Source organism: Streptomyces sp. NBC_01232 (genome assembly GCF_035989885.1).
GTDB lineage: Bacteria > Actinomycetota > Actinomycetes > Streptomycetales > Streptomycetaceae > Streptomyces.
This window is the reverse complement of the sequence record NZ_CP108518.1, coordinates 929,288-951,183: the sequence shown is the minus strand read 5'-3', so window position 1 is coordinate 951,183 and position 21,896 is coordinate 929,288. Positions and strand designations below refer to the sequence as shown.

The following is a 21,896-nucleotide window of genomic DNA, read 5'->3' as shown; positions in this document are numbered from 1 at the left end:
AGGCCCGCCGGAAGAGACACCCTCTACGGTGGGCGCATGGCGACGACGACCGCGACCACCGTTCTCTACTGCTCCGACCCGCTGAACGAGCGCCGGGCCGACGCCCATTTCGCGGCCGAGGCCCGGCAGTTGCGTGCCGCCGGGGGCAGGGTCGCGCTCGTCGACCACGACGCGCTCCTCGCCGGGGACGCCGAGCGGGCGGTGGCTCGGGTGCCCGACGGGGCCGGCGCCGTCTGGTACCGGGGCTGGATGGTCCCCGCGGACCGGTACGCCGAACTGGACGCGGCCCTGCGCCGGCGCGGCGGGGGCCTGGCCGTCACCCCGCAGGCGTACCGCCGGGCGCACGAACTTCCCGGCTGGTACGAGACCTTCGCGGGACTGACCCCGGTCAGCGGCTGGCTGCCGGCGGCGCCGGAGGCGGTCCCGGACCCGGAAGGGCTGGCCGCCCTCGCGGCGGGCCTGCCGCCGGGGGCCGCCGTCGTCAAGGACTACGTGAAGTCCCGCAAGCACGAGTGGGCCGAGGCCTGCTACGTCCCCGACCTCGCCGACCCGGCCGCTCTGCACCGCGTCGTCGCCCGCTTCGTCGAGCTGCAGGGCGAGTTCCTGGCGGGCGGGGTGGTGCTGAGGGCCTTCGAGCACTTCGTCGCGCCCGGGGCGGCCGCCGCCGAGGTGCGGGTGTGGTGGCGGGACGGGACGCCCCGGATGGTCACCGCCCACCCCGACAGCCCGGTCGCCGAAGTCACGGAACCGGACCTCGAACCGGTCCGCGCGGCCGTCGAGGCTCTGGACTGCCCCTTCGTGACCACCGACCTCGCCCTGCGCGCGGACGGGGTCTGGCGGGTCGTCGAGGTGGGGGACGGGCAGGTCAGCGACCTCCACCGGGAGGCCGACCGGGCAGCTTTCGTCCGCCTGTTGACGGCCGATCAGGCACTCCTGTGCACACCGTCCCCATCTGGTACAACACCGGCATGACGGGATTCGAGATCACCGGCGCGAGCGCCGCCGACATGAAGCTGATCCGTGACTGGGCGGACGAGGAGGGCTGGAACCCGGGGGACTCGGACCGCTTCGCCTTCGCCGTCGCCGACCCCGAGGGGTTCCTCGTCGGGCGGCTGGACGGTGAGCCGGTGGCCTGCATCTCCGCCGTGCGCTACGGCGACGGCTTCGGCTTCATCGGCTTCTACATCGCCCGGCCCGCCTTCCGCGGCCAGGGGTACGGCATCCGGCTGTGGCACGCCGGGATGGACCGGCTCGTCGGGCGGCTCGTGGGCCTGGACGGGGTCGTCGACCAGCAGGACAACTACCGCAAATCCGGATTCCGTTGGGCCTGGAACAACTTCCGCTACGAGGGTGTGCCGCAGGACGGCGCCGAGGATCCCGCTGCCGGGGGCGCCGCGGAGGGCGCCGCCGGGGTCGAGATCGTGGACGCGAGCACCCTCCCCTTCGGTGTGCTCGCCGCCTACGACCGGCGGTTCTTCCCTGCGCCGCGCGACGCCTTCCTCTCCGCGTGGACCGGTCTGCCCGGGCGGACGGCCCTGGCCGCCGTCCGGGACGGACGCGTCGAGGGTCTCGGCGTGATCCGCCCGTCCAGCGCCGCCCACCGGATCGGCCCGTTGTACGCGGCCACCCCTGCCGTGGCGGCGGCCCTGCTGCGGAGGCTGGCCGGGCATGCACCCGACGGGCTGGTGTCCGTGGACGTACCGGACGCGAACCCGGCGGCCGCCGCCCTGTTCGAGGGCCTCGGCCTGGCCCCGGTCTTCGAGACCGCCCGGATGTACACCGGGCCGGCCCCGGACCTCGCCCTGGCCGAGCTGTTCGGGGTGACAAGCCTCGAACTCGGCTGAGAATCAGGGTGGTTGGCGGGTCGATGGCCCTAGACTGCGCGAGGCCCGATCGCTGCCGCGCTGTTCCGGGGGGGAACGCCATGTCGTATCTGCTGCTGCTCGTCGCCGCCGTGCTCAGTGTCCTGGGCTGGCTCAACGACAGCGAGGCCCTGACCACGGCCGGCTGGGTGGTCTGGGGTGCCGGCATCCTCCTCCTGCTGCTCCGATGGCGGCGGAACCGCCGCAGGTTCCCCACGCTGGAGGCGGCCGAGGCCGCGGCGAACGCCGGGAACACCCGCGCGATGCGGGCCCTCGCGATGCGGCAGAAGCTGCTGGACGACTTCACCGAGGCCGAGCGGCTGCTGCGCGCCGCGGTCGAGCTGGGGGACGTGGAGGCGATGTGGGAGATGGGGCGCCTCGTCGAGCAGCGGGACGGACTGGAGGCGTCCGAGCCGTGGTTCCGGATGGCCGCGGAGCGCGGGCATTTCTTCGCCAAGCGGTTCTTCCGGCCCGGACACGCGCTCAACATGGACGGCAGCAACCCCTTGTGAGCCGGACGGCGGTCGCACGGCGCCGCCCGGCCCACGGCTTCACGCGGGGTCAGAAGCCGAACGTCGTGCCGGAGGTGTTCCGCAGGCCGCACGGGTTGGCGAAGGTGTACGAATAGCTGAGCCGACGGCCCTGCCACACCCCGTCGGCCGTCACCGTCATCGGGTTCCACTCCCTGGTACAGACGGCGTCGGGGACCGGGGCGGCGAGCGGGTCGAGCTGTGCGCTGCCGTTCGCGCGTAACTCCGCGCACGCGGCGACCGGGCTCGGGTGCGTCCCGCCCGGCGTCGGCGAGCAGACGAGCGTCACCGCGCGCAGTACCGTGCCCGCGTCGGCATCGGGTCCGGCCGTCACACTGAGCACCAGCGCGGACGGCGCGTACAGGCTCTCCGTACCGGTCGGTGCGGCTCCGGCCGTGCCCGGCCAGGCCAGTGCGGTGAGCGCGGTGAGCGCCATGGCGGCGGAACCGAGCCCGAGACCCTTTGCGATGGACCGCATTTCGAACACTCCCTTGGGTTGGTGTTTCGGATAGCGGACAGAGTCTTGCCGACCCGAGCCGTGAACGCCCGTTCGCACCCCCATTTCTCGTCACCGATCGTGTACGAATGACTGCAGACCGCAGCCGTGCGAGCGAGCTGACCTGTGGGGGAGCGGGCCGCCGAATCGGCCGAACACCGACCGGGACACCTCCCCGAAACATGCCGCATCCCGGCTTTGATCTGCCGGGACGGGCTCCGCAATCCCTCCGGGGGAGTCAGGCGGTGGGGCTCAGGCGCGGGGCGTAGAGCTCCAGCAGGCGGGTGCGGGTCTGCTGGAGGCGCATCGCGAGGACCCGCCCGACCCAGTGCCCGATGGCCGAGCCGAAGGTGGGGTCGGCGTCCATCAGCATCCGGACGGTGGCGGCGTCGAACTCGTACGCCCGCACCGGTGTCATCGCCTCCGCACCGAGCTGCCACACGTACGGCGGGAACAGCCAGGACCAGCCCACCAGTTCACCCGGACCGAGGTTCTCCACGGGCGCCGGCCGACGGCCGGGCACGGGAACCTCCAGCGTCACCGTGCCGGAACGCACGATCCAGAAGGAATCCGCCCGCGTGCCTTCGTCGAAGATCCGCGCACCCTCCGGGAAGTTCACCTCACGGGCCTGGGACATCAGCCGTCCACGGTGCTCGGTGGACAGGACGGCGGCGATCTTGATGGGGGAAGGTGTGCTCACGACGGCCTCCGATCACGACCCCCCACGACGCTCCTGCTCTCCCCAGTGTCGCCGACGCGGGCCATATCGCGGCCGGACGGGACATGGTTTCTTCCCCGCCCGGAGCGGGAACGCCGGCCGGTGGCCTTGTGCGGTCCGGGCCGACGGGGACCTCAGGGAGTGTCCTCGGCATTCGCCTCGAGGCAGGCCAGCTCCATCGCGTCCAGGACCGCCTCGTGACTGCGGCCGCTCAGTTCCGCGACGTTCTCGATCTGGGCCGTCGCCCAGGCCGCCAGTGTCATCACCAGCACGCGGAGCCCGTCGGTGCCGTGCTCGGCCAGGACCGCGTCCGCGACGACCATGGCCTCCTCGGGGACCTGCTCGGGCGGTTCGAGGCCCGCGAGACCGCGGAGCAGGGTGAGGGTGCGGCGGGAGATCTCCGGCGTCATTCCCGCCAGCCGCATGTCTTCCTGGTCGTCCATCCGCCCGCCCTCCGGTGCCGTGCCCGAATCGCCTCAGGGCACGGTAGAGGGACGCGGCCCCGCGCGGGGCCGTTTCGTGAGGGTGACGGTGCGTGATCACGCACCGACCGGCTGAATCCGACCGGTCGCAGGCGGTCCCGCGCGTCGCCGGCCGGTCCCGGGCGGACCCGGCCCGCCCCGGGCGGACAGGCGGCCCGGGCGGACGGGGCGGCGCCGTCCGGCGTCCGAAAGCGCCCGTGCGTTCGGCTTCCCCTTCCCCCAGAAGCGACCCGCCGGTAACCTGCCCGCGGCAGCCGCCCGACCGGACGGCCGGATCCTGGCAGGAGCACGATGAAGAGCCTCTTACGCGCGGTCCTCTGCGCCCTCCTGCTGGTGATCGGCGCCCTCGCCGCGCCGGCCGTCGCGCCCGCCCACGCCGCCCCGCCGCCCGCGGGCGGTACCGGCACCGGCCCCGGTGAGGCCTGGACCCCGCCGCTGTCCACCCGCGGCCGGTACATCGTCGACGCCCAGGGCAACCGCTTCCGCCTGCGCTCCGGAAACTGGGACGGGGCCCAGGGCTCCTGGAACGGCTCCGGCGACCGGAACGACCCCGCCACGCACCACAGCGGACAGAACGCCCACGGCATACCCATCGGCCTGGACCGCACCCCCCTGCCCGCCCTGCTCGCCGACTTCCGCGCCCTGGGGCTGAACAGCATCCGGCTGCCCTTCTCCAACGAGATGCTGCGCGACACCACCCCCGTCCCGGACTCGGCCGTCGCCGCCAATGCGGCCCTGCGCGGCCGCACGCCCCTCCAGGTCTACGACGCCGTCGTCGCGGCCCTCACGGACGCAGGCTTCGCCGTCATCCTCAACAACCACACCGTCACCACCCGTTGGTGCTGCGGCCTCGACGGCAACGAACGCTGGAACAGCGGCCGCTCCACCGCCCAGTGGGCCGACGACTGGGTCTTCCTGGCCCGCCGCTACCGGGACAACCCGCGCGTGGTCGGCGCCGACCTCTACAACGAGGTCCGCCGCGACTTCCTCGACGACCCCAACTGGGGTCTCGGCGACAACCACGACTGGCACGCCGCCGCCCAGGAGGCCGCCGACCGCATCCTCACCGAGGCCAACCCCCAGCTGCTGATCGTCGTCGAGGGCATCAACTGGTTCGGGCTCCCCGTGGACGGCTTCCCGCACGGCCGCCCCACCCTGACCCCCGTACGCACCCTCTCCCACACCCTGGTCACCTCGAACAAGCTGGTCTACTCGGCCCACTTCTACGGCTACACGGGCCCCCGGCACAGCGGCGCCACCGGCATCGGCGAGACCAGCGACCTCCGCTACCAGGACATGACCGCGGTACAGCTCGAACAGACCCTGTACGACCAGGCCTTCTTCGTGTCCGCCGAGACCGGCACGCACTTCACCGCCCCCGTCTGGATCAGCGAGTTCGGCACCGGGGCCGACGAAACCGGCTCCGCACCGCGCACCTGGTTCGACCGCCTCACCGCGTACCTGACGCGTTCCGACGCCGACTTCGCGTACTGGCCCCTCGTCGGCTGGAGCACCGACGCCCAGGGCAACCCGGGTGGCGACAGCTGGGCACTCCTGCGCTACGACGCGGCCGGCCGCCGCTCCGGCGTACTGGACGCGGGGGACTGGCGCACCGCCCGATGGTCCCCGCTCGCCACCACGCCCGGCCGCACCGGGCCGGTCCCCGCCACCAGCGCCTGGTACCAGCTGACCACCGACCACCGCGACCACAACGCCTCGCTGCGCACCCGCGCCTCTGGCGACTGGGACAGCGGGGCCCGCAAGGCGGTCTGCCCCGACGGCTCCCGCCTCACCGGGCTCGCCCACACGGGCGGCCGCGGCCTGTGCCGCACCTCCGACCTGCGCGTCCCGACGGGCGGGCACACGGTGGTCCGCGACGAGACGCACGTCCCCGCGGGCGGCGACTGGGCCACCGGCTACACCAAGTTCCAGTGCCCGGGCGGCCAGTTCCTGATCGGCTACAGCCTGCGCGGCGAGCGGGTGTCGGCGGCGCTCTGCGCACCGTCCCGTACGGCCCTTCCCGCAGGCGGCCGGACGCTCTGGTTCGACCGCGGGGACAACCGCCCGCAGGGCGGCCCCGGCGCGGACTTCGCCTCCGGGCACTACAAGGGCCAGTGCCTGACCACCGAGTACGCGGCGGGCATCGCCTTCACCACCCGCGTGGGCTCGCGGCCCTCCCCGGCCGCGCTGCTGTGCCGTCCCCTGCCCGGTCCGGACACGCCCTAGTACGGCGCCCTACGGGCGGCGGGTCGCGGCGGCGGTGAGTGCGGCCAGGACCAGGACCGCCGCGACCAGGAAGGTGAAGCGCATGCCGGCGGCCACGGCGCCGGCATGCGCCGAGGCGATGTCGGCCGTCCCCGACCCGCGGGCGAACACGGCGCCCATGACGGACGCGCCGGTGACGAGTCCGAGATTGCGCGAGAGGTTGAGCATGCCGGACACGACGCCCCGCCGGTCGGGTCCTGCATCCGCCATCACGGCGGTGTTGTTGGCCGTCTGGAACACTGCGTAGCCCGCGGTCACGACCGCGAGAGGGGTGACGTAACCGAGCACACCGGTCGACGCCGGGGCCACGGCCAGGGTGAGGGAGCCCGCCGCCATCACGAGGAGCCCGAGCAGGGTCGTGCGCCGTGCGCCGAACCGGTCCGCGAGCCGGCCGGCCGGCACCCCGGTCACCGCCGCCACCAGCGGCCCGGCCGACAGGACGAGTCCGGCAGCGCCCCCGTCGAGCCCGAGCGCGCGGGAGAGGTAGAAGGGACCGACCACCAGCGTCGCCATCATCACCGTGGACACGAGCGCGCTCGAGGCGAGGCCGGCGCCGATCGCCGGATCACGCAACAGCGCCCGTTGGACCAGGGGCGACGCCACCCGCGCCTCGGCGCGTACGAAGAGGGCGACCCCGACGGCGGCGGCCAGCAGCAGCGCCGCGTTGAGCGCGCCGAACCGGCCGCGGCCGAGGGTCATGGCGAGCGCGTAGGCGGCAAGCGTCAGCGCGAGCAGCAGCGTGCCCACGTGGTCGAAGCGGGCGCGGTCGGCCCCGGCGGGCCTGTGGCGGCCGACGGGCAGATGGCGGTGGGCCAGCAGGAACGCCACGATGCCCAGCGGGACGTTGACGAGGAAGAGCGCCCGCCATCCGAACCCGGCGAGCAGGGCCCCGCCCAGTGACGGACCGAGCGCGGTGCCCACGGCGGACATCGTGGCGAGCAGCCCCATGGCACTGCCCGTCCGTTCCTCGGGGACGGTCTCACCGACGAAAGCCATGGTGAGCGCCATCATGACGGCGGCTCCCACACCCTGCGCCGCCCGGGCCCCGACCAGCAGCCAGAGGGCGGGCGCGGCGGCGCACAGTACCGAGGATGCGGTGAACAGGGAGATCCCGGCCAGGAGCAGCCGTCGCCGGCCGACGAGGTCACCGAGCCGCCCCACGCCGACGACCAGGGTGGTGATGGCGAGGAGATAGGCGAGGACGATCCACTGGACCGCCTGGAACGATGCCGAGAACGCCTGCGCCAGGGCCGGCAGGCCGACGTGGGCGATGCCGGTGCCGAGCGAGGACAGCAGGACGGAGAGGGAGAGGCCGGCGAGCGCCCAGCGGACCGCGTGAGGGGTCCCGGTCTTCCCGGCGCCCGTCCCTGTGCCCGTCCCGGCTCCGGCCTGCCCGGCTCCGCTCCCGGCCTCGGCGCTGCCACTCGTTCTGGAATCACTGTGCGGGGTCATGCCGGGAGGGTGCGCGGAGCAGGGGCCGGGCGGCAAACCTTGTTGCCGATTCCGGGACGCCCGAGTGGAATGGCCGTATGGACGACAAGCAGGCCCCGCAGCCATCTCCGCACCAGGCGGTCCTCGACGAGGTCGCCCCCCGGCTCAGGCGGCTGCGCGCCCGGCGCGGCCTCACCCTGGCCGCCCTCTCCGAGACCACCGGAATCTCGAAGAGCACCCTGTCCCGGCTGGAGTCCGGGCAGCGCCGCCCCAGCCTGGAACTGCTGCTGCCGCTCGCGGCCGCGTACCAGGTTCCCCTCGACGACCTGGTGGGCGCCCCCGAGGTGGGCGATCCCCGGGTGCGACTGACCCCCCGCACCCTGCCGAACGGCGGCACGGCCGTACCGCTGACCCGGGGCCCCGGGCCCCTCCAGGCGTACAAGATGCTCATCCCCGACCGGGGCGGCGAGCCGGACCCGCGGACGCACGAGGGCTACGAGTGGCTGTACGTACTGGAGGGCCGGCTGCGCCTCGTCCTCGCCGAACACGACCTGGTCCTCGGCCCCGGCGAGGCCGCCGAGTTCGACACCCGGCTGCCCCACTGGTTCACCAGCGCGGACGGGAGGCCCGTCGAGATCCTCAGCCTCTTCGGACGGCAGGGGGAGCGCATGCACGTCCGGGCGAAGCCCCGCGCGTGACGGCGGAACACGCGCACGGCCCGGAGTGATTTGGCATCCGATACGCCAAGTGGGATGAATCAAGCCGCAAATCGCTCTAGGGTGCGCCCGTAGGCATGGTTCCGGACTGCTGTTCGGTGGTTTTCGGCCATGACTCGCCCGGCCGCACCCTACGGCCGTACCGCACACCGAACTGGGGGATTCATGCGTAGATTCCGAGGGCCGGCGGCTGCTCTCGCCCTGTCCCTGGCAGGAACCGGCGCGGGGGTGGGCCTCGGCCTCGTCCCGCAGGCGGCGGCGGTCACCCCGCCCGTCGCGTTCACCGCCGACGCGCTGTCCACCTGGCAGCCCAACGGCGTCGTCTGGGCGCTCGCCGAGGCGGGCGGCCAGGTCTTCGCAGGCGGCACCTTCTCCACCGTGCGCCCGCCCGCCGGAGGCTCCGGAAGCGAGCAGTCGGCCGTGAACTTCGTGGCGCTCGACGCCGCGACCGGCGCCCCGACCTCCTGCGAACTGTCCTTCACCGTCGGCTCCGGCACCGCCACGGTCCGCGCGCTCGCCCTCTCTCCGGACAAGTCGACGCTCTACGCCGGCGGCTACTTCGGCGCCGTCAACGGCACCGCCGTCTCCAGCATCGCCGCCATCGACGTGGCGAGCTGCACCGTGAAGCAGGGCTTCCGCCCGGCCTTCGCGGCCACCGTCCGCGCCCTCGCCGTCACCGGTGACACCGTCTATGCGGGCGGCGACTTCCTCAGCGTCGCCGGCCAGCCCCGCCAGCGCTTCGCCGCAGTCGGCGCGGCCGACGGGGCGCTGAAGCCCTTCACCGCCGACGCCGACGAACCCGGGCGCGCCGTCGAGGTCACCCCGGACGGCAACAACGTGGTGCTCGGCGGGGACTTCTTCACCGTCAACGGCACGAACACGCACGCCCTGGCCGTCGTCGACGCGACGAGCGGTGCGCTCACCAAGTCGTACGCCGGTTTCATCGAGACCAACTCCGTTGTCAAGGACATAGCCACCGACGCGACCGGCTTCTACACCGCCAACGAGGGCACGGGCGGCGGCGTCTTCGACGGCCGGATCGCGCTGAACCTGCCCGACTTCGGCCAGCGCTGGCGCGACACCTGCCTCGGCGCCACCCAGGCCGTGCTGCCGCACCAGAACGTGCTCTACAGCGCCTCGCACGCGCACGACTGCTCCAGCGTCGGTGAATTCCCCGACGGCCAGCGCCACCACCTGCTCGCCCAGCCCACCAGTGGCACCGGCAAGCTCGGCTGGGCCCCCGACACCAACGACGGCATCGGCGAGGGCATCGGGCCGCGCGTGATGACGGTCGGGTCCAAGGGCGGCGTCCAGTACCTGTGGGTCGGCGGGGAGTTCACCACCGTCAACGGAGCGGCGCAGCAGAGCCTGACGCGCTTCGCCTCCACCGGGGACACCGGCGCGCCCACCGTGCCCGTGGCCAGCGCGGTCAGTTTCAAGCCGGGCGAGGTCCAGGTGCGCTGGCGCACCAGCCTCGACCTCGACGACAGCGCGCTGACCTACCGGATCCACCGGAACGGCGCGGCCACGCCGATCGCCACGGTCGCCGCCGACTCGCTCTTCTTCAAGCGGCCGCAGGCCTCCTGGACCGACACCACCGCCGCGGCGGGCCAGACGTACACCTACCGGGTGACGGCCACGGACGCGGCCGGCAACACCAGCGCCCTGTCCGCCACGGCGAGCGTGACCGTCCCCACCTCGGCGGAGGGCTACCCGAGCCGGGTCCGGACCGACGGGGCCGACCTGTACTGGCGCTACGACGAATCGGCCCTGCCCTTCGTCGCCGACTCCTCCGCCGGCGGCAACCAGAGCGGCGTGCACAACAACGCCCCCGCCCTGAGGCAGACGCCCGGCGCGGTCTCCGGGGCGAGCACGGCGATCGGATTCAACGGCTCCAACACCCACGTGTACGCGGACAAGCGGCAGGCGATCGGCAGCACCTACAGCGTCGAGACCTGGTTCAGGACGAACACCACCCGCGGCGGCAAGCTCGTCGGCTTCGGGAACAGCCAGGGCGGCACCAGCAACCAGTACGACAAGCACGTCTACATGACCAATGACGGCCGGCTGGTGTACGGCGTGTACACCGGAGCCACCCGCACCATCACCACCCCGGGTGCCTACAACGACAACCAGTGGCACCACGTCGTCGCCACCCAGGGGCCGGGCGGGATGACCCTCTACGTGGACGGCGCCCAGAAGGGCACGCTGAACGTCACCACGCACGAGAACTACTCCGGCTACTGGCGCACCGGCGGCGACAACCTCACCGCCTGGCCCAACCGCCCGACCAGCGACCACTGGGCGGGACAGCTCGACGAGACGGCCGTCTACCCGACGGTGCTCAGCGCGGCGCAGGTGCAGAACCACTTCACCCTCGCCACCGCCCCGGCCGACTCGGTGGTCCGCGTGACCGCCGCGGAGGACACCTACGCCAACGCCGGGGCACCCGGCACCAACTACGGGACCTCGGGATCGCTCGCGGTGCGCGGCACCTCGTTCTACGCGAGCTACCTGCGCTTCGACCTCCCCGCCGCGCCCGCCGGCACGGTCCTGAAGTCGGCGGCGCTCAGCGTGAAGACGAGCACGATGAGCGGCGCCGGCACGACGGACACCGTCTCGGTCGTCCCGGTCACCGGCTCGTGGAGCGAGGGCGGGACGACGTACAACAACCGCCCCGCACTGGGTGGCCCGGCGCTCGGCGCCTTCGCCGGGATCCCGGACGGCTCGGCGGTGCACACCACCGGGCTGACCACCGCGACCGTCGCGGCGGCGCTGGGCGGCAGCTACGGCCTGGGCCTGAGCAGCACAGGCACGGACGCCCTGTGGCTGTGGTCCTCCGAGGCTCAGGCCAACGAGGGGACACCGGAGCTGACGCTCACCTTCGGTGCGCCGTGACCTGACGGGTCCCTGAGGACGAGGGGGCGCGGACCATGACGGTCCGCGCCCCTTCGCGCACCCGAGTACGTGGCTACCCCACGGCGTACGTGAACATGTACTCGACCGAGGTGTCGCCGTGGCGGTACGTGAAGCCTCCGGAGCCCGTCAGTCCTGCGAGCTCCCCCGTGCCGGAGCCGGGGAGCACCTCGAACCGGCAGACGGTGCCGCCGGCGTCGAAGCTGCCCCGCTCCTCCAGTACGAAGCTGCCCTTGCGGCCGTCGACGCTGCCGGCGACCAGTTCCATGCCGCTGTAGGAGCCGGTGTTCTCCCCGGTGTAGGCGATCGTGTAGTCGCAGGCGGTCTCCGAGGCCTCGATCCCACCGGTGAAGGCGTTGTTGACACGGGCGTGGGCGAGCCGCGGGACGGCGGTCGCGGCGGCCGGTTCGGCCGCGGAGCCGACGGGGCTCTCCTCCCAGTTGGCGAAGGTGAAGCGGCCACCGGTCTCTACGGGCGTGGGCATGACTGTCCTCTCGGCCGGCCGGACGGTCCATCCGTCCGGAGTGCCCCCAGGCTGGCAGCCGTACCTGACACCTTCTGTCAGGTACGGGCGACAATGGCGCCATGCGCGCCGACCGGCTCCTCTCCCTGCTCCTGCTGCTGCAGAACCGCGGCCGGATGACCGCGTCCCGGCTCGCCGCCGAGCTGGAGGTGTCGGTACGCACGATCCACCGCGACATCGACGCCCTCGGGGCGTCGGGCGTTCCCGTCCTCGCCGACCGCGGACCGGCCGGCGGATACCGGCTGGCCGAGGGCTACCGCACGCGCCTCACCGGCCTCACCGACACCCAGGCGGACTCCCTCTTCCTCGCCGGCGCCCCCACGGCCGCGCAGGAGCTCGGCCTCGGCGCCGACCTGGCCACCGCCCAGCTCAAACTGCAGGCCGCGCTGCCGGCCGCACTCGCCGAGCGGGCCCGCAGGATCCAGGGCCGATTCCACCTCGACGCCCCCGCCTGGTTCCGGGACGCCGACCCCGTCCCCCATCTCGCCCAGATCGCCCGGGCCGTCTGGGACCAGCACGTCCTGCGCACCCACTACCGCCGCTGGCGCGGCGAGGTACGGCGCGAACTGCACCCCCTCGGCCTCGTCCTCAAGGGCGGCATCTGGTACCTCGTCGCCGACGTCGACGGCGCCGTACGGACCTACCGGGTCTCCCGGTTCCTGACCGTGGACACCGCGGCGGAGCGCTTCGAACGGCCCGCCGGATTCGAACTGGCCGCGTACTGGCAGGAGTCCACCAGCCGGCTGGATGCCGTACTCCACCAGCAGACCGCCGAACTGCGGCTGTCACCGCGCGGGCAGCTGATGCTGCCGATGCAGTTCGGGGCGGCGGGCACCCGGGCGCTGGCCGAAGCAGACCCGCCCGACGCCGACGGCTGGGTCCGGCTGCGCCTCGGCGTCGAGTCCCCGGCCGTCGCCGTCGGCGACCTGCTCCGCCTGGGCACGGAGGCCGAGGTGCTCGGCCCGCCCGAACTGCGCCGCGCCCTCGCGGAGACGGTGACAGCCCTGGCCCGGCGCTACGCGTGAGGCATGCGCCGCCCGCGTCCCTCGTAGGGTGGGCGGATGGAGATCGAGCTGCGCGAGACGAACGACGACGACCTGGCCGTGTTCTGGGAGCAGCTGACGCACCCGGAGCTCCGGCGGATGGCGGCGCTCACCAGGAAGTACCACCACGACCGGGGCCATTTCGACGCGCACTGGGCGAAGGTGCGCAACGACCCCGCCGTGACCCTGCGCACGGTGCTCGCCGACCGGGTCGTCGTCGGTCACGCCGCCGTGTTCGGGCCGCCCGGGGAGCGCGAGGTGACGTACGTGATCGGCCCCGGGCACTGGGGACGGGGGATCGCCACCCGGGCGCTGGCCGAGCTGATCCGGCTGGAGGACACCCGGCCCCTGCACGCCGGGGCGGTCTCCGACAACGCGGGCTCGATCCGGGTGCTGGAGAAGTGCGGGTTCGTCCTCACCGGCCGCACCCGCGACTACGCCAGGGCCCGCGGCGAAGAGGTGGACGTCGTCCTGCTCACCCTGCACTGAGCGGACGCCCGCCCGGTCCGCCCGGTCCGCACGACCCGCCCTGCCCGCCCGGTGCTGCCGGCCGGCCCGAAGGTTCCACCTCCAGGAAGCGGCGCCGCCGAGGGCCCCGGTACAGCAGGCAGACCCAGCCCAGCCCTTCCAGTACCGCCGCGCAGGCCGTCAGCCGCTCCTGCTCCGCACCGGCCGCGCCACCGCCCGCAGGGCCGAGCCAGGTCACCTCCGCCCGCCCGGGCTCCGCCCCGGCTGCCACGCGGTATCCCGTCCGTGTGCGCCGCCCCTCCCCGTCCAGCGCCGACGGCGCGATCCCGGCCGCCTCCAGTACGAGGGCCACCGCGCGCGGAACCTGCCGTACCTCCCACGGCGCGGGAACCGCCTCGCCCGCCGGGCCGTTGACCAGACGGCGGATCTGCAGCAGCCCCTCGTAGGCGGTGCGCAGTTCTGCCTCGCGCCCGCCGGGCGGCTCGGCCGGGCCGTCGCCGGTAGCGGGCTCGAATCCCTGCCCGGGTACCGCCATCACTCACCACCTGCCCCGCCGTCTGAGTACCTCACGCCCAACGGCCTGAGTATCCACCCCGATTCCCCGGAGCCGCTCCGCTGGTCGAATGGGGACATGACTTCAGACGCCCCGAGCAGCGTGGCTCCCCGCCCGCGCCTGCAGCACGTGACCACCGCCGGCTCGGCCCTGGCCGTGGCCCTGGTCCCGCTCGTCGTCGGCGTCCTGTTCGCGAAGGCCATGGCCGCCGACCCGATGACCCCGGTCAATGCCCTGATCGCGGGCGGCGGCCAGCGGGCGGCGCTGCCGCGGGGCGAGTGGAAGCGGCGCGGGCACAACACCGTGCGCAGGCTGCGCACCGCGCAGCGGACCACCGCGCGGCGCTGCGCCCGTGCCTGCGGCCGCCGCCCCTGAGGCTCCGAGCCCACGCCCCGGCCCTGCTGCCCCCGTCCCGCCCCGCTCCGCCCCCGGCGGGCGTCAGGAGGTGGCGGCCAGCGGCTCCTGGAGTTCGGTGACCCACTGCTCCGGGTCCTCGGGGCAGGCCAGGCTCAGCTCGCGCGCGTACCCGGCCGAGCGGTGACCGTGCGCGTCGATCCACCGCGCCAGGGCCTGCGCCGTGGGCAGGACCCCGTCCATCGGGCCCCGGTGCACCACGGTCGCGGCCCGCTCCACCGCGGGCAGCGCGACGATGCGTATCCCACCCCCGAGGTCCTCGGCGCGGACCGAGGACGCCACCGGCAGTCCGGCGTGGACGAGGACGGCCGCTGCGGACTCCGTACCGGGCGCGTCCTCGTAGTAGGCGGTGCCGGGACCGGTCGGGACGACCCCGGCCGCCTCGACGCGGCGGCACAGCTCGTCGAAGAGCGGGCCGATGGCGGGGCCGATGTCCTGCGGTTCGTAACTCGCGGCCGTAGCGGTCAGCTCGGCGAGCCGGACGGGCGGAAGGCTCTTCACGACGATGTCGTCGACGGGCATGGTTCCCTCGCTCTCGATGATCCGGAGCCTTGCCTCGACCTGGACGAGCCGGGCCGCCGCGGCGGCCATGGCGGTCTCCAGCTCCGCCTGCCGCAGTCGCAGCATGCCGCGCAGCTCCTCCGCGCCCACCCGCTCGTCGAGGATCGACCCCACCTGGTCGAGGGTGAAGCCGAGTTCCTTGAGCGCGATGACACGGTTGAGGCGGGCGAGCTGCCCGGCCTCGTAGGAGCGGTAGCCCGTGAACGGGTCGACACGGGCCGGGCGCAGCAGTCCGAGGGCGTCGTAGTGACGCAGCATGCGGACCGACACCCGGCCGTGCTTGGCGAAGTCTCCGATGGTGAACATGATGCGCTCCACTACAAGGTCTGACACAGGGAGAGGGTCAAGCGTCTCACCGGGTACGGACGCGGTGGTCAGTGACCGTACTGCCGCAGGCACAGGTCGACGATGGACGGCGGTACCGCGCCCTCCGCGACCGCGCACAGCTGGTCCAGGCGGGGAGGGGGCGCCGGCCGCCGACGCGGATGGGCCGTGGCCGGTCCGGGCAGCCGCTTGCGCCGGGGCAGGGGCGCCGCCTTCGCGGGGGCCCGCTCCCGCGAAGGCTCGCGCTCCGGGGCGGACTTCGGGGGCGGCTTCGGGCCCGGGGTCGGGTTCGCGGGGGGTCTCTCGGCCTGGGGCAGCGCCCCCAGCGGCAGGGCCGGGGGAGCCGGGACCTCGGACGCCTCGGCGGGCGGTACGGATCCCCGTACGGGAGCCGGATCCGCATCCTGTGGTCCGACGGAGACGCAGCCGGTGCTCGCGAGGAGCACGACGAGGGAGAGGGGCACGGCCCGGCGTAACTGCATCCGACCACCTTGCCGTACCGCCGGCCCGGCCCGGCTCCGCCCTCACGCCTGTGGGTGACAACGGCCGGGGTGACGGCGGCTTCGGCAGCAAGCGGCCGGGCGGCAAGGCCGGGGCCTGTGGGAAGGGCAGGGCCCTGTGGGAAGGGCAGGGCCCTGTGGGAAATTGGAACGGCAGTACGGGTGAAGGGGGAGGCGCGACCCCCCGGCTCCCCGTGCCGTGGTGTCCTGCCCGCCGATCGCCCGTACGGAGAACCGATCCATGACCTCAGCCGCCGCGCCCGGCAGCCATCCCGCGCCGCCCCCCGAGTCCGGCCCGCCCGGGGAGCCGAAGTCCACGGCCCGGCCGGGAGCCGCATTCCCGCCCTCAGCCGGCTCCCCACCGGGAGACGGGACCGCTCCGTGGAAGGGCTGGGCGGCCGTCTGCGCCGTCTCGCTCGGAATCTTCTGCCTGATCACCTCCGAGCTGCTGCCCGTCGGGCTGCTCACCCCCGTCGGGACCGACCTCGGCGTGTCCGACGGGACCGCCGGCCTGATGGTCACCGCACCCGGGCTGGTCGCCGGTTTCTGTGCGCCGCTGGTCACCGTCGGCGCCGGCCGGCTCGACCGTCGGCTCGTCCTGTGCGTGCTCATCGCCCTGATGGTCGCCGCCAACCTGGCCGCCGCCCTCGCCCCCGGCTTCGCCGTCGTCCTGGCGGCCCGGCTGCTCGTCGGAGTCAGCGTCGGCGGGTTCTGGGCCATCGCGGGCGGACTCGCCGTACGCCTCGTGCCCGAGCGCCACGTCGGCCGGGCGACCGCGCTCGTCTTCGGCGGTGTGCCCACCGCCTCCGTGCTCGGCGTCCCCGCCGGCACCCTGCTCGGCGAAGTCATCGGCTGGCGCGCCGCCTTCGCGGCGGTCGGCGGCCTCGGCCTGGTCACCCTGACCGCCCTCCTCCTGCTGCTCCCCCCGCTGCCGCCGACCCGGCACGTCGCCTTCCCCGAACTCCCCGCCCTGCTCCGCGAGAACCGCGCCGTGCGGGCCGGGGTCGTCGTCACCTTCCTCGTGGTGACCGGGCAGTTCGCCGCCTACACCTTCGTCCGACCGATCCTGCAGGACGTCTCCGGCATCGACGCCGGCTGTGTCAGCACCCTGCTGCTCGGCTACGGCGTCGCGGGGGTCGCCGGCAACTTCCTGGCGGGGGCGCGAGACGCGTACCGCACCCTGCTCGTCGTCAGCTCCTCCCTCGCCGTGATCCTCGCGCTGATCGCCGTCCTGCCGGGACCCGTCGCCGGGACCGTACTGCTGCTGGCCTGGGGACTCGTCTACGGAGGGGTCTCGGTGAGCGTGCAGGGCTGGATGATCAAGGCGGCCCCGGAGGCGCCCGAGGCCGCTTCCTCGCTGATGGTGGCGATGTTCAACTTCGCCATAGCGGCAGGTGCGCTGGGTGGCGGTCTCGCGGTCGACGGCATCTCCGCCCCCGCCGCCCCGCTCGGCGGAGCCGCCCTCATGCTCGCGGCCGCCGGTACCGTCTGGGCCACGGCGATCCGCCGCAAACCCGGCACTCCCGGCTGACCGGTGGGGCGCGGCGGGAGGGACCGCTCACGCCGCGCCCGACAGTTCGGATGGATGGGGCCGGATCGGACATCCGGCTTGACCCGGCGCCCGCCGGAGGGCGAGAGTGCGCCGATCGAGGACCACTGCACCAGCCGCACTTCGGAGATACGCCAGATGTCCATGTCCGTTCGCTCGTCGGCCGCCCCGGCCGCACCCGGTGGTTCTCCCGTACGCGGCACGCCCGCCACGCCCGCCACGCCCGCCACTCCCGGCACGCCCGCCGCCCGGCGGCACGGAGCCTGACAGGCCGGACGGGGGCCGGCGCCGCACCGCCGCGTCGGTCCCCGTCCCCGCCGGGAGACCACCATGTCCCAGGACCCTGATGAGAGCGGGATCGTCCCCGACGACCACCTGCTCGTACGCCCGTACGTCGCCCCCTCGGGCCGACCGTCCCCGTCGGCGGCGGCGCCGCCCGCATGGCCGCAGGCCGGCCCGCTGGCCTTCCCCGGCCCGGCGCGCGGCCCGTACCCCGGCGACGTTCCCGATGCCGCTCCCGTTCCCGTTCCCGCTGCCGTCCCTGTTCCGGCCCCCGCCGCTGCCCCCGCCCACGCTGCCGGCCGCAGCAGGCTTCCGCTCGCCGTCCTCAGCCTGCTGGCGCTCGCCGCGGCGGGCGCCCTGGTGCTCTGGCTGAGCGGCCCCGACCCGGAGCCGCCCCGGGCCGGGGCGCCCGCCGAGCTGTCCGTCCCGGTGCTCCCGGACCGCGGCCCGGATTCCGGCGCCGATGCCGACGTACCCCGTCCCACCGCGTCCGTACGGTCCGGTGCGCCCACGGCCTCGCCCAGCGCCTCGGCCACCGGCCGGGGCCCGCAGGAGCCGCCCTCGCCGAGCGCTGCGGCCCCGGGCCCGTCCGGCTCCTCCGGAACGCTGCGGATGGGGGATCGCGGGCCCGAGGTGCGCGCCCTGCAGGAGCTGCTCCACGGGCAGGGGTTCACGTACGTCTCCGTCACCGGCGTCTTCGACGGGCAGACCAAGCGGGGCGTCAGCCAGCTGCAGCGCGACCGCTCCATCAAGGGCGACCCCAACGGCGTCTACGGCCCGGCCACCCAGGCCGCGATGCGGTGACCGTCCGCCGTGCCCGGCGGCTGCGCGGGCCGATGGGACCCCACCAGAGTTGAACGCGTTCAGTTCTTCTGTCAGGCTACGGAGCGGCCGCAGGAGCGGGCGATGCCGAAAGGCTCGTTCCTGGGGGATCTGCACCTGCGCCCACGGGGGTTTCATGTCCGTCCCGGTCCCACCGCCCGGCCCGCCGCTGCCCCCGCACCCCCGGCCGGTGCCGGCGCCACGTCCTGCGCCCGTGCCGGACGAGCACAGCGTGGCGAAGGCCTTCGCGTTCTCCTGCCTCGGCGCAGTCGCCGGCACGCTGGTGCTCCTCTGGCTGCTGTGCCTCTGGTACTGGCCATGAGCCCCGGACCGGACGGCGGCGGGACCTGATCAGCGGCCGCCCGAGACGCGCAGCACGGTGCCCGTCGTGTACGAGGCGTCCGCGGACAGCAGCCAGGCGATCGCCCCGGCGATCTCCTCGGGCCGGCCCGGCCGGCCGAGCGGGATGCCGGCCGCGGCGCGCGCCGGACGGTCGGGATCGCCCATCGCCGCGTGCATGTCGGTCTCGATGATGCCCGGCGCCACGGCGTTGACCCGGATCCCGTCCGGGCCGAGTTCCTTGGCGAGCCCCACCGTGAGCGCGTCGGTGGCGGCCTTGGTCGCCGCATAGTGCACGTACTCACCGGGGCTGCCGAGGGTGGCGGCCGCGGAGGAGACGTTCACGATCGCCCCGCCCCCGCCCGCCGCCATGTCCCGGGCGGCCCGGCGGCAGCACAGCAGGTACCCGAGGAGGTTCACCTCCACGACGCGCCGCAGATCCTCCGTACGCGCATCGGCGAGCCGGCCCAGCGGGCCGGTCACCCCGGCGTTGTTGACCAGGCCGGTCACCCCGCCGAGTTCGGCGCCCGCGATGTCGAAGAGCCGCTCGACGGCGCACTCCTCGGAGACGTCGCCGCGCACGGTCACACAGCGGGCCCCGGTGGACCGCACGCGCCGGGCGACGGCCTCCGCCGCCCCCGCGTCGCGGGTGTATCCGAGCGCCACATCGTGTCCGTCGGTGGCCAGTCGCAGACAGGTCGCCGCCCCGATGCCTCTGCTGCCACCGGTGACGACGGTGACGGGACGAGGGGACATGGGGCCTCCTGCGTGACGGCGGGTCGGGGCGGCAGGCTAACACCGCGATAATCGCTGGACCAGCGGAAATGGCGGGAAGCAGAGTGGAGTTCACCGACGCGGCGCACCACCGGGCGCGCGTCGCCCGCGATGCGTCGGCCGTCACACGTCGTCCGCCGTCCGTGTCCCCGAGGAAAGCTGGAGCCGCCCCATGTCGACCCTGCGAGTCACCGCCGAAGAGCTGACCGTCCACGAACATCCGAACGCCGACGCGCTGGAACTGGCCCAAGTGGGTCTCTACCGTGCCGTGATCGCCAAGGGTGCCTACCGCACCGGCGAGTTCGCGGTCTACATCCCCGAACAGGCCGTGCTGCCCGCAGATCTGATCGAGGAGCTCGGTCTCACCGGGCGGCTCGCCGGCGGCTCCGCCGACCGGGTCAAGGCGGTCCGGCTGCGCGGCGAACTCTCGCAGGGCCTGGTCTGCAGGCCGCGCGCGCTCAGCGACGTCGACCTGGCCCAAGCGGCCAAGGAGGAAACGGACTTCGCCGAGCTGCTGGGCATCACCAAATGGGCCCCGCCCATACCCACGACCATGAACGGCGACGTCGAAGCCGCCGCCGACCTGATGCCGTGGGTCGACATCGAGAACCTCCAGCGCTACCCGCACATCTTCGAGCCCGGCGAGCCCGTCGTCCTCACCGAAAAGCTGCACGGCACCGCCTGCCTGTTCACGTACGTGGCCGAGGGAGAGCGGTCCTTCGTCTCCTCCAAGGGGTTCGGTTCGAAGGGACTGGCGCTCAAGGAGGACGAGCGCAACCTCTACTGGCGGGCCGTGCGCGGCCATGACGTACCCGCCGTCGCGGCGGCCCTGGCCGAACGTCTCGGCGCGACCCGGGTCGGGATCTTCGGCGAGGTGTACGGCAAGGGCGTCCAGGACCTCTCGTACGGGACCGACGTACGCACCGCCGACGCGCCGCCCGGATACGCCGTCTTCGACGTGTCCGCCGAGATCGACGGCCAGGTGCGCTGGCTGGACCCGGCCGCCGTACTGACGGAAGGTGAGCTCCCGCTGGTGCCACGGCTGTACGAGGGCCCGTACGACCTCGACACGGTGCTGGAGCTGGCGAGCGGCCGCGAGACGGTCTCCGGGAAGGCCGTGCACCTGCGCGAGGGCGTCGTCATCCGGTCGTCGGCGGAGCGCTACAGCCCGGTCGTGGGCGGCCGCGCCATAGCCAAGGCCGTCAGCCCGGCCTACCTGACCCGCAAGGGCGGCACCGAGTACGAGTGACCGGCCCGCCCGGTGCCGCACCGTGCCGCGCCGCGCCGCGCCCGCCCCGCCTCGTGGGGCGGGCGCTTCGTGCATGGTGGGATGAAGCGGGGGGCGGATCCACCAGCACACGGAGAGGTCGGTCAGATGTCCCAGCCGGGCGGCAGCACTCAGGAAACCATGCGGGCAATGGCGTACGAGACCTACGGCGGGACGGAGGTGCTCTCCGATACCCGGCTGCCGATGCCCAAGCTCGGACCCGGTGAGGTCCTCGTCAGGGTCAAGTGCGCCTCCGTCAATCCCGTCGACTGGAAGATCATGGCGGGCGGGCTCGATCCCCTCATGGACATCGTCTACCCGGTGGTCCCGGGCTGGGACGTGTCCGGCACCGTCGAGCGCGTCGGCATCGACACCCCCGAGTACGCCGAGGGCGACGAGGTCATCGCGTACGCCCGCAAGGACTACGTGCACGGCGGGACCTTCGCGGAGTTCGTCACCGTGCCCGTACGCGCCCTCGCGCACAAGCCCACCTCGCTCAACTGGGCCGAGGCCGCCGGACTCCCGCTCGCCGGGCTCACCGCCTACCAGCTGCTCACCCGCCTCGGCACGGGCAAGGACGACACCGTCCTCATCCACGGAGCGGCGGGCGGTGTCGGCTCCTTCGGCGTGCAGATCGCCCGCGCACTGGGCGCCCGCGTCATCGGCACCGCCTCGCCCCGCAACCACGACCGGGTGCGCGAACTCGGCGCCGAACCCATCGAGTACGGGGACGGCCTCGCCGAGCGCGTACGGGCCCTGGTACCCGATGGCCCCACGGTCGTCGCGGACTTCGTCGGAGGCGTCGGCGCCGTCACCCGGGAGGTGCTGCACGACGACGGGCGGCACGCCTCCATCGCCGATCCCAGTGTGCTCGGGGCGGGCGGTGAGTGGATGTGGGTCCGCCCGGTCGGCAGCGACCTGGCCGAACTGGGCAGGCTCGCCGACAGCGGGCAGCTGAAGGTTCCGGTCGCCACCACCTTCCCGCTGGGCGAGCTGGCGGCCGCCTTCGAACTGAGCCAGGGCGGACACACCGCGGGAAAGATCATCATCGAGATCTGATC

22 protein-coding genes are annotated in these 21,896 nt (G+C 73.8%); 13 read left to right on the top strand and 9 right to left on the bottom strand.

From position 1 onward, the window contains the following. Positions 1-36 precede the first annotated feature (36 nt). The 3 genes from OG444_RS04615 (at position 37) to OG444_RS04605 (ending at position 2,374) form a co-directional block, all read left to right on the top strand. Entirely contained in the window at positions 37-972 is a 936-nt protein-coding gene (locus OG444_RS04615; protein WP_327260881.1) for an ATP-grasp domain-containing protein, read from the top strand. After that, the gene (locus OG444_RS04610) at positions 969-1,844 is read left to right on the top strand and encodes a GNAT family N-acetyltransferase (RefSeq protein WP_327260880.1); all 876 of its coding nucleotides are present in this window, start codon (positions 969-971) and stop codon (positions 1,842-1,844) included. Before OG444_RS04615 ends, OG444_RS04610 begins: the two co-directional genes overlap by 4 nt. Before the next feature lie 80 nt (positions 1,845-1,924). Then, positions 1,925-2,374: a sel1 repeat family protein gene (locus tag OG444_RS04605; RefSeq protein ID WP_327260879.1), complete on the top strand. Its 450-nt coding sequence runs from the start codon at positions 1,925-1,927 to the stop codon at positions 2,372-2,374. A gap of 49 nt (positions 2,375-2,423) precedes the next feature. Here the strand turns inward: OG444_RS04605 and OG444_RS04600 are convergent, their stop codons facing one another. The 3 genes from OG444_RS04600 to OG444_RS04590 all read right to left on the bottom strand — a co-directional run bounded on the left by OG444_RS04600 (position 2,424) and on the right by OG444_RS04590 (position 4,049). Further along, the gene (locus OG444_RS04600) at positions 2,424-2,870 is read right to left on the bottom strand and encodes a subtilase-type protease inhibitor (RefSeq protein WP_327260878.1); all 447 of its coding nucleotides are present in this window, start codon (positions 2,868-2,870) and stop codon (positions 2,424-2,426) included. A 256-nt stretch (positions 2,871-3,126) separates the two neighbouring features. Then, a complete protein-coding gene (locus OG444_RS04595; RefSeq protein WP_327260877.1) occupies positions 3,127-3,588 on the bottom strand; it encodes a Crp/Fnr family transcriptional regulator in 462 nt (153 codons plus the stop codon). Between the two features lie 152 nt (positions 3,589-3,740). Next, positions 3,741-4,049 carry a hypothetical protein gene (locus OG444_RS04590; protein ID WP_327260876.1) on the bottom strand — a complete coding sequence of 103 codons (309 nt, stop codon included), beginning with the start codon at positions 4,047-4,049 and terminating at the stop codon, positions 3,741-3,743. 330 nt (positions 4,050-4,379) lie between these two features. On the opposite strand from OG444_RS04590, the gene OG444_RS04585 reads away from it, so the two are divergent. Continuing rightward, entirely contained in the window at positions 4,380-6,314 is a 1,935-nt protein-coding gene (locus tag OG444_RS04585; RefSeq protein ID WP_327260875.1) for a glycoside hydrolase family 5 protein, read from the top strand. Positions 6,315-6,323: 9 nt separating this feature from the next. On the opposite strand, the gene OG444_RS04580 is transcribed toward OG444_RS04585, so the two are convergent. Beyond that, complete coding sequence (locus OG444_RS04580) at positions 6,324-7,805, bottom strand: MFS transporter (protein WP_327260874.1); 1,482 nt, start codon at positions 7,803-7,805, stop codon at positions 6,324-6,326. A gap of 77 nt (positions 7,806-7,882) precedes the next feature. Here OG444_RS04580 and OG444_RS04575 point away from each other — a divergent pair, with 77 nt between their 5' ends. Together OG444_RS04575 and OG444_RS04570 are read left to right on the top strand one after the other, a co-directional pair. Further along, a complete protein-coding gene (locus tag OG444_RS04575; protein ID WP_327260873.1) occupies positions 7,883-8,482 on the top strand; it encodes a helix-turn-helix domain-containing protein in 600 nt (199 codons plus the stop codon). A 183-nt stretch (positions 8,483-8,665) separates the two neighbouring features. Beyond that, positions 8,666-11,398, top strand: coding sequence for a DNRLRE domain-containing protein (locus OG444_RS04570; protein ID WP_327260872.1), 2,733 nt, complete (start codon positions 8,666-8,668; stop codon positions 11,396-11,398). Between the two features lie 73 nt (positions 11,399-11,471). On the opposite strand, the gene OG444_RS04565 is transcribed toward OG444_RS04570, so the two are convergent. After that, positions 11,472-11,900 (bottom strand): DUF3224 domain-containing protein, encoded by a 429-nt coding sequence (locus tag OG444_RS04565; RefSeq protein WP_327260871.1) that lies wholly within the window; start codon positions 11,898-11,900, stop codon positions 11,472-11,474. A 101-nt stretch (positions 11,901-12,001) separates the two neighbouring features. On the opposite strand from OG444_RS04565, the gene OG444_RS04560 reads away from it, so the two are divergent. Next, positions 12,002-12,964: a helix-turn-helix transcriptional regulator gene (locus OG444_RS04560; RefSeq protein ID WP_327260870.1), complete on the top strand. Its 963-nt coding sequence runs from the start codon at positions 12,002-12,004 to the stop codon at positions 12,962-12,964. Positions 12,965-13,000: 36 nt separating this feature from the next. Further along, complete coding sequence (locus tag OG444_RS04555) at positions 13,001-13,471, top strand: GNAT family N-acetyltransferase (RefSeq protein WP_327260869.1); 471 nt, start codon at positions 13,001-13,003, stop codon at positions 13,469-13,471. Here the strand turns inward: OG444_RS04555 and OG444_RS04550 are convergent. Continuing rightward, positions 13,458-13,985: a hypothetical protein gene (locus OG444_RS04550; protein ID WP_327260868.1), complete on the bottom strand. Its 528-nt coding sequence runs from the start codon at positions 13,983-13,985 to the stop codon at positions 13,458-13,460. The two genes, OG444_RS04555 and OG444_RS04550, sit on opposite strands and share 14 nt — an antisense overlap. 96 nt (positions 13,986-14,081) lie before the next feature. On the opposite strand from OG444_RS04550, the gene OG444_RS04545 reads away from it, so the two are divergent. Further along, positions 14,082-14,378: a hypothetical protein gene (locus OG444_RS04545; protein ID WP_327260867.1), complete on the top strand. Its 297-nt coding sequence runs from the start codon at positions 14,082-14,084 to the stop codon at positions 14,376-14,378. 63 nt (positions 14,379-14,441) lie between these two features. Here OG444_RS04545 and OG444_RS04540 read toward each other — a convergent pair whose 3' ends face one another. Next, the gene (locus OG444_RS04540) at positions 14,442-15,284 is read right to left on the bottom strand and encodes a MerR family transcriptional regulator (RefSeq protein WP_327260866.1); all 843 of its coding nucleotides are present in this window, start codon (positions 15,282-15,284) and stop codon (positions 14,442-14,444) included. A gap of 68 nt (positions 15,285-15,352) precedes the next feature. Then, positions 15,353-15,784: a hypothetical protein gene (locus OG444_RS04535; RefSeq protein WP_327260865.1), complete on the bottom strand. Its 432-nt coding sequence runs from the start codon at positions 15,782-15,784 to the stop codon at positions 15,353-15,355. Positions 15,785-16,043: 259 nt separating this feature from the next. On the opposite strand from OG444_RS04535, the gene OG444_RS04530 reads away from it, so the two are divergent. Then, positions 16,044-17,333 carry an MFS transporter gene (locus OG444_RS04530; protein ID WP_327260864.1) on the top strand — a complete coding sequence of 430 codons (1,290 nt, stop codon included), beginning with the start codon at positions 16,044-16,046 and terminating at the stop codon, positions 17,331-17,333. A 348-nt stretch (positions 17,334-17,681) separates the two neighbouring features. Then, positions 17,682-18,437, top strand: coding sequence for a peptidoglycan-binding domain-containing protein (locus tag OG444_RS04525; RefSeq protein ID WP_327260863.1), 756 nt, complete (start codon positions 17,682-17,684; stop codon positions 18,435-18,437). A gap of 369 nt (positions 18,438-18,806) precedes the next feature. On the opposite strand, the gene OG444_RS04520 is transcribed toward OG444_RS04525, so the two are convergent. Further along, positions 18,807-19,550: an SDR family NAD(P)-dependent oxidoreductase gene (locus tag OG444_RS04520; protein WP_327260862.1), complete on the bottom strand. Its 744-nt coding sequence runs from the start codon at positions 19,548-19,550 to the stop codon at positions 18,807-18,809. A 190-nt stretch (positions 19,551-19,740) separates the two neighbouring features. Between OG444_RS04520 and OG444_RS04515 the strand changes: the two genes are divergently transcribed. After that, positions 19,741-20,817, top strand: coding sequence for an RNA ligase (ATP) (locus tag OG444_RS04515; RefSeq protein WP_327260861.1), 1,077 nt, complete (start codon positions 19,741-19,743; stop codon positions 20,815-20,817). 159 nt (positions 20,818-20,976) lie between these two features. Further along, complete coding sequence (locus OG444_RS04510) at positions 20,977-21,894, top strand: NADP-dependent oxidoreductase (RefSeq protein ID WP_327266659.1); 918 nt, start codon at positions 20,977-20,979, stop codon at positions 21,892-21,894. Positions 21,895-21,896 lie beyond the last annotated feature (2 nt).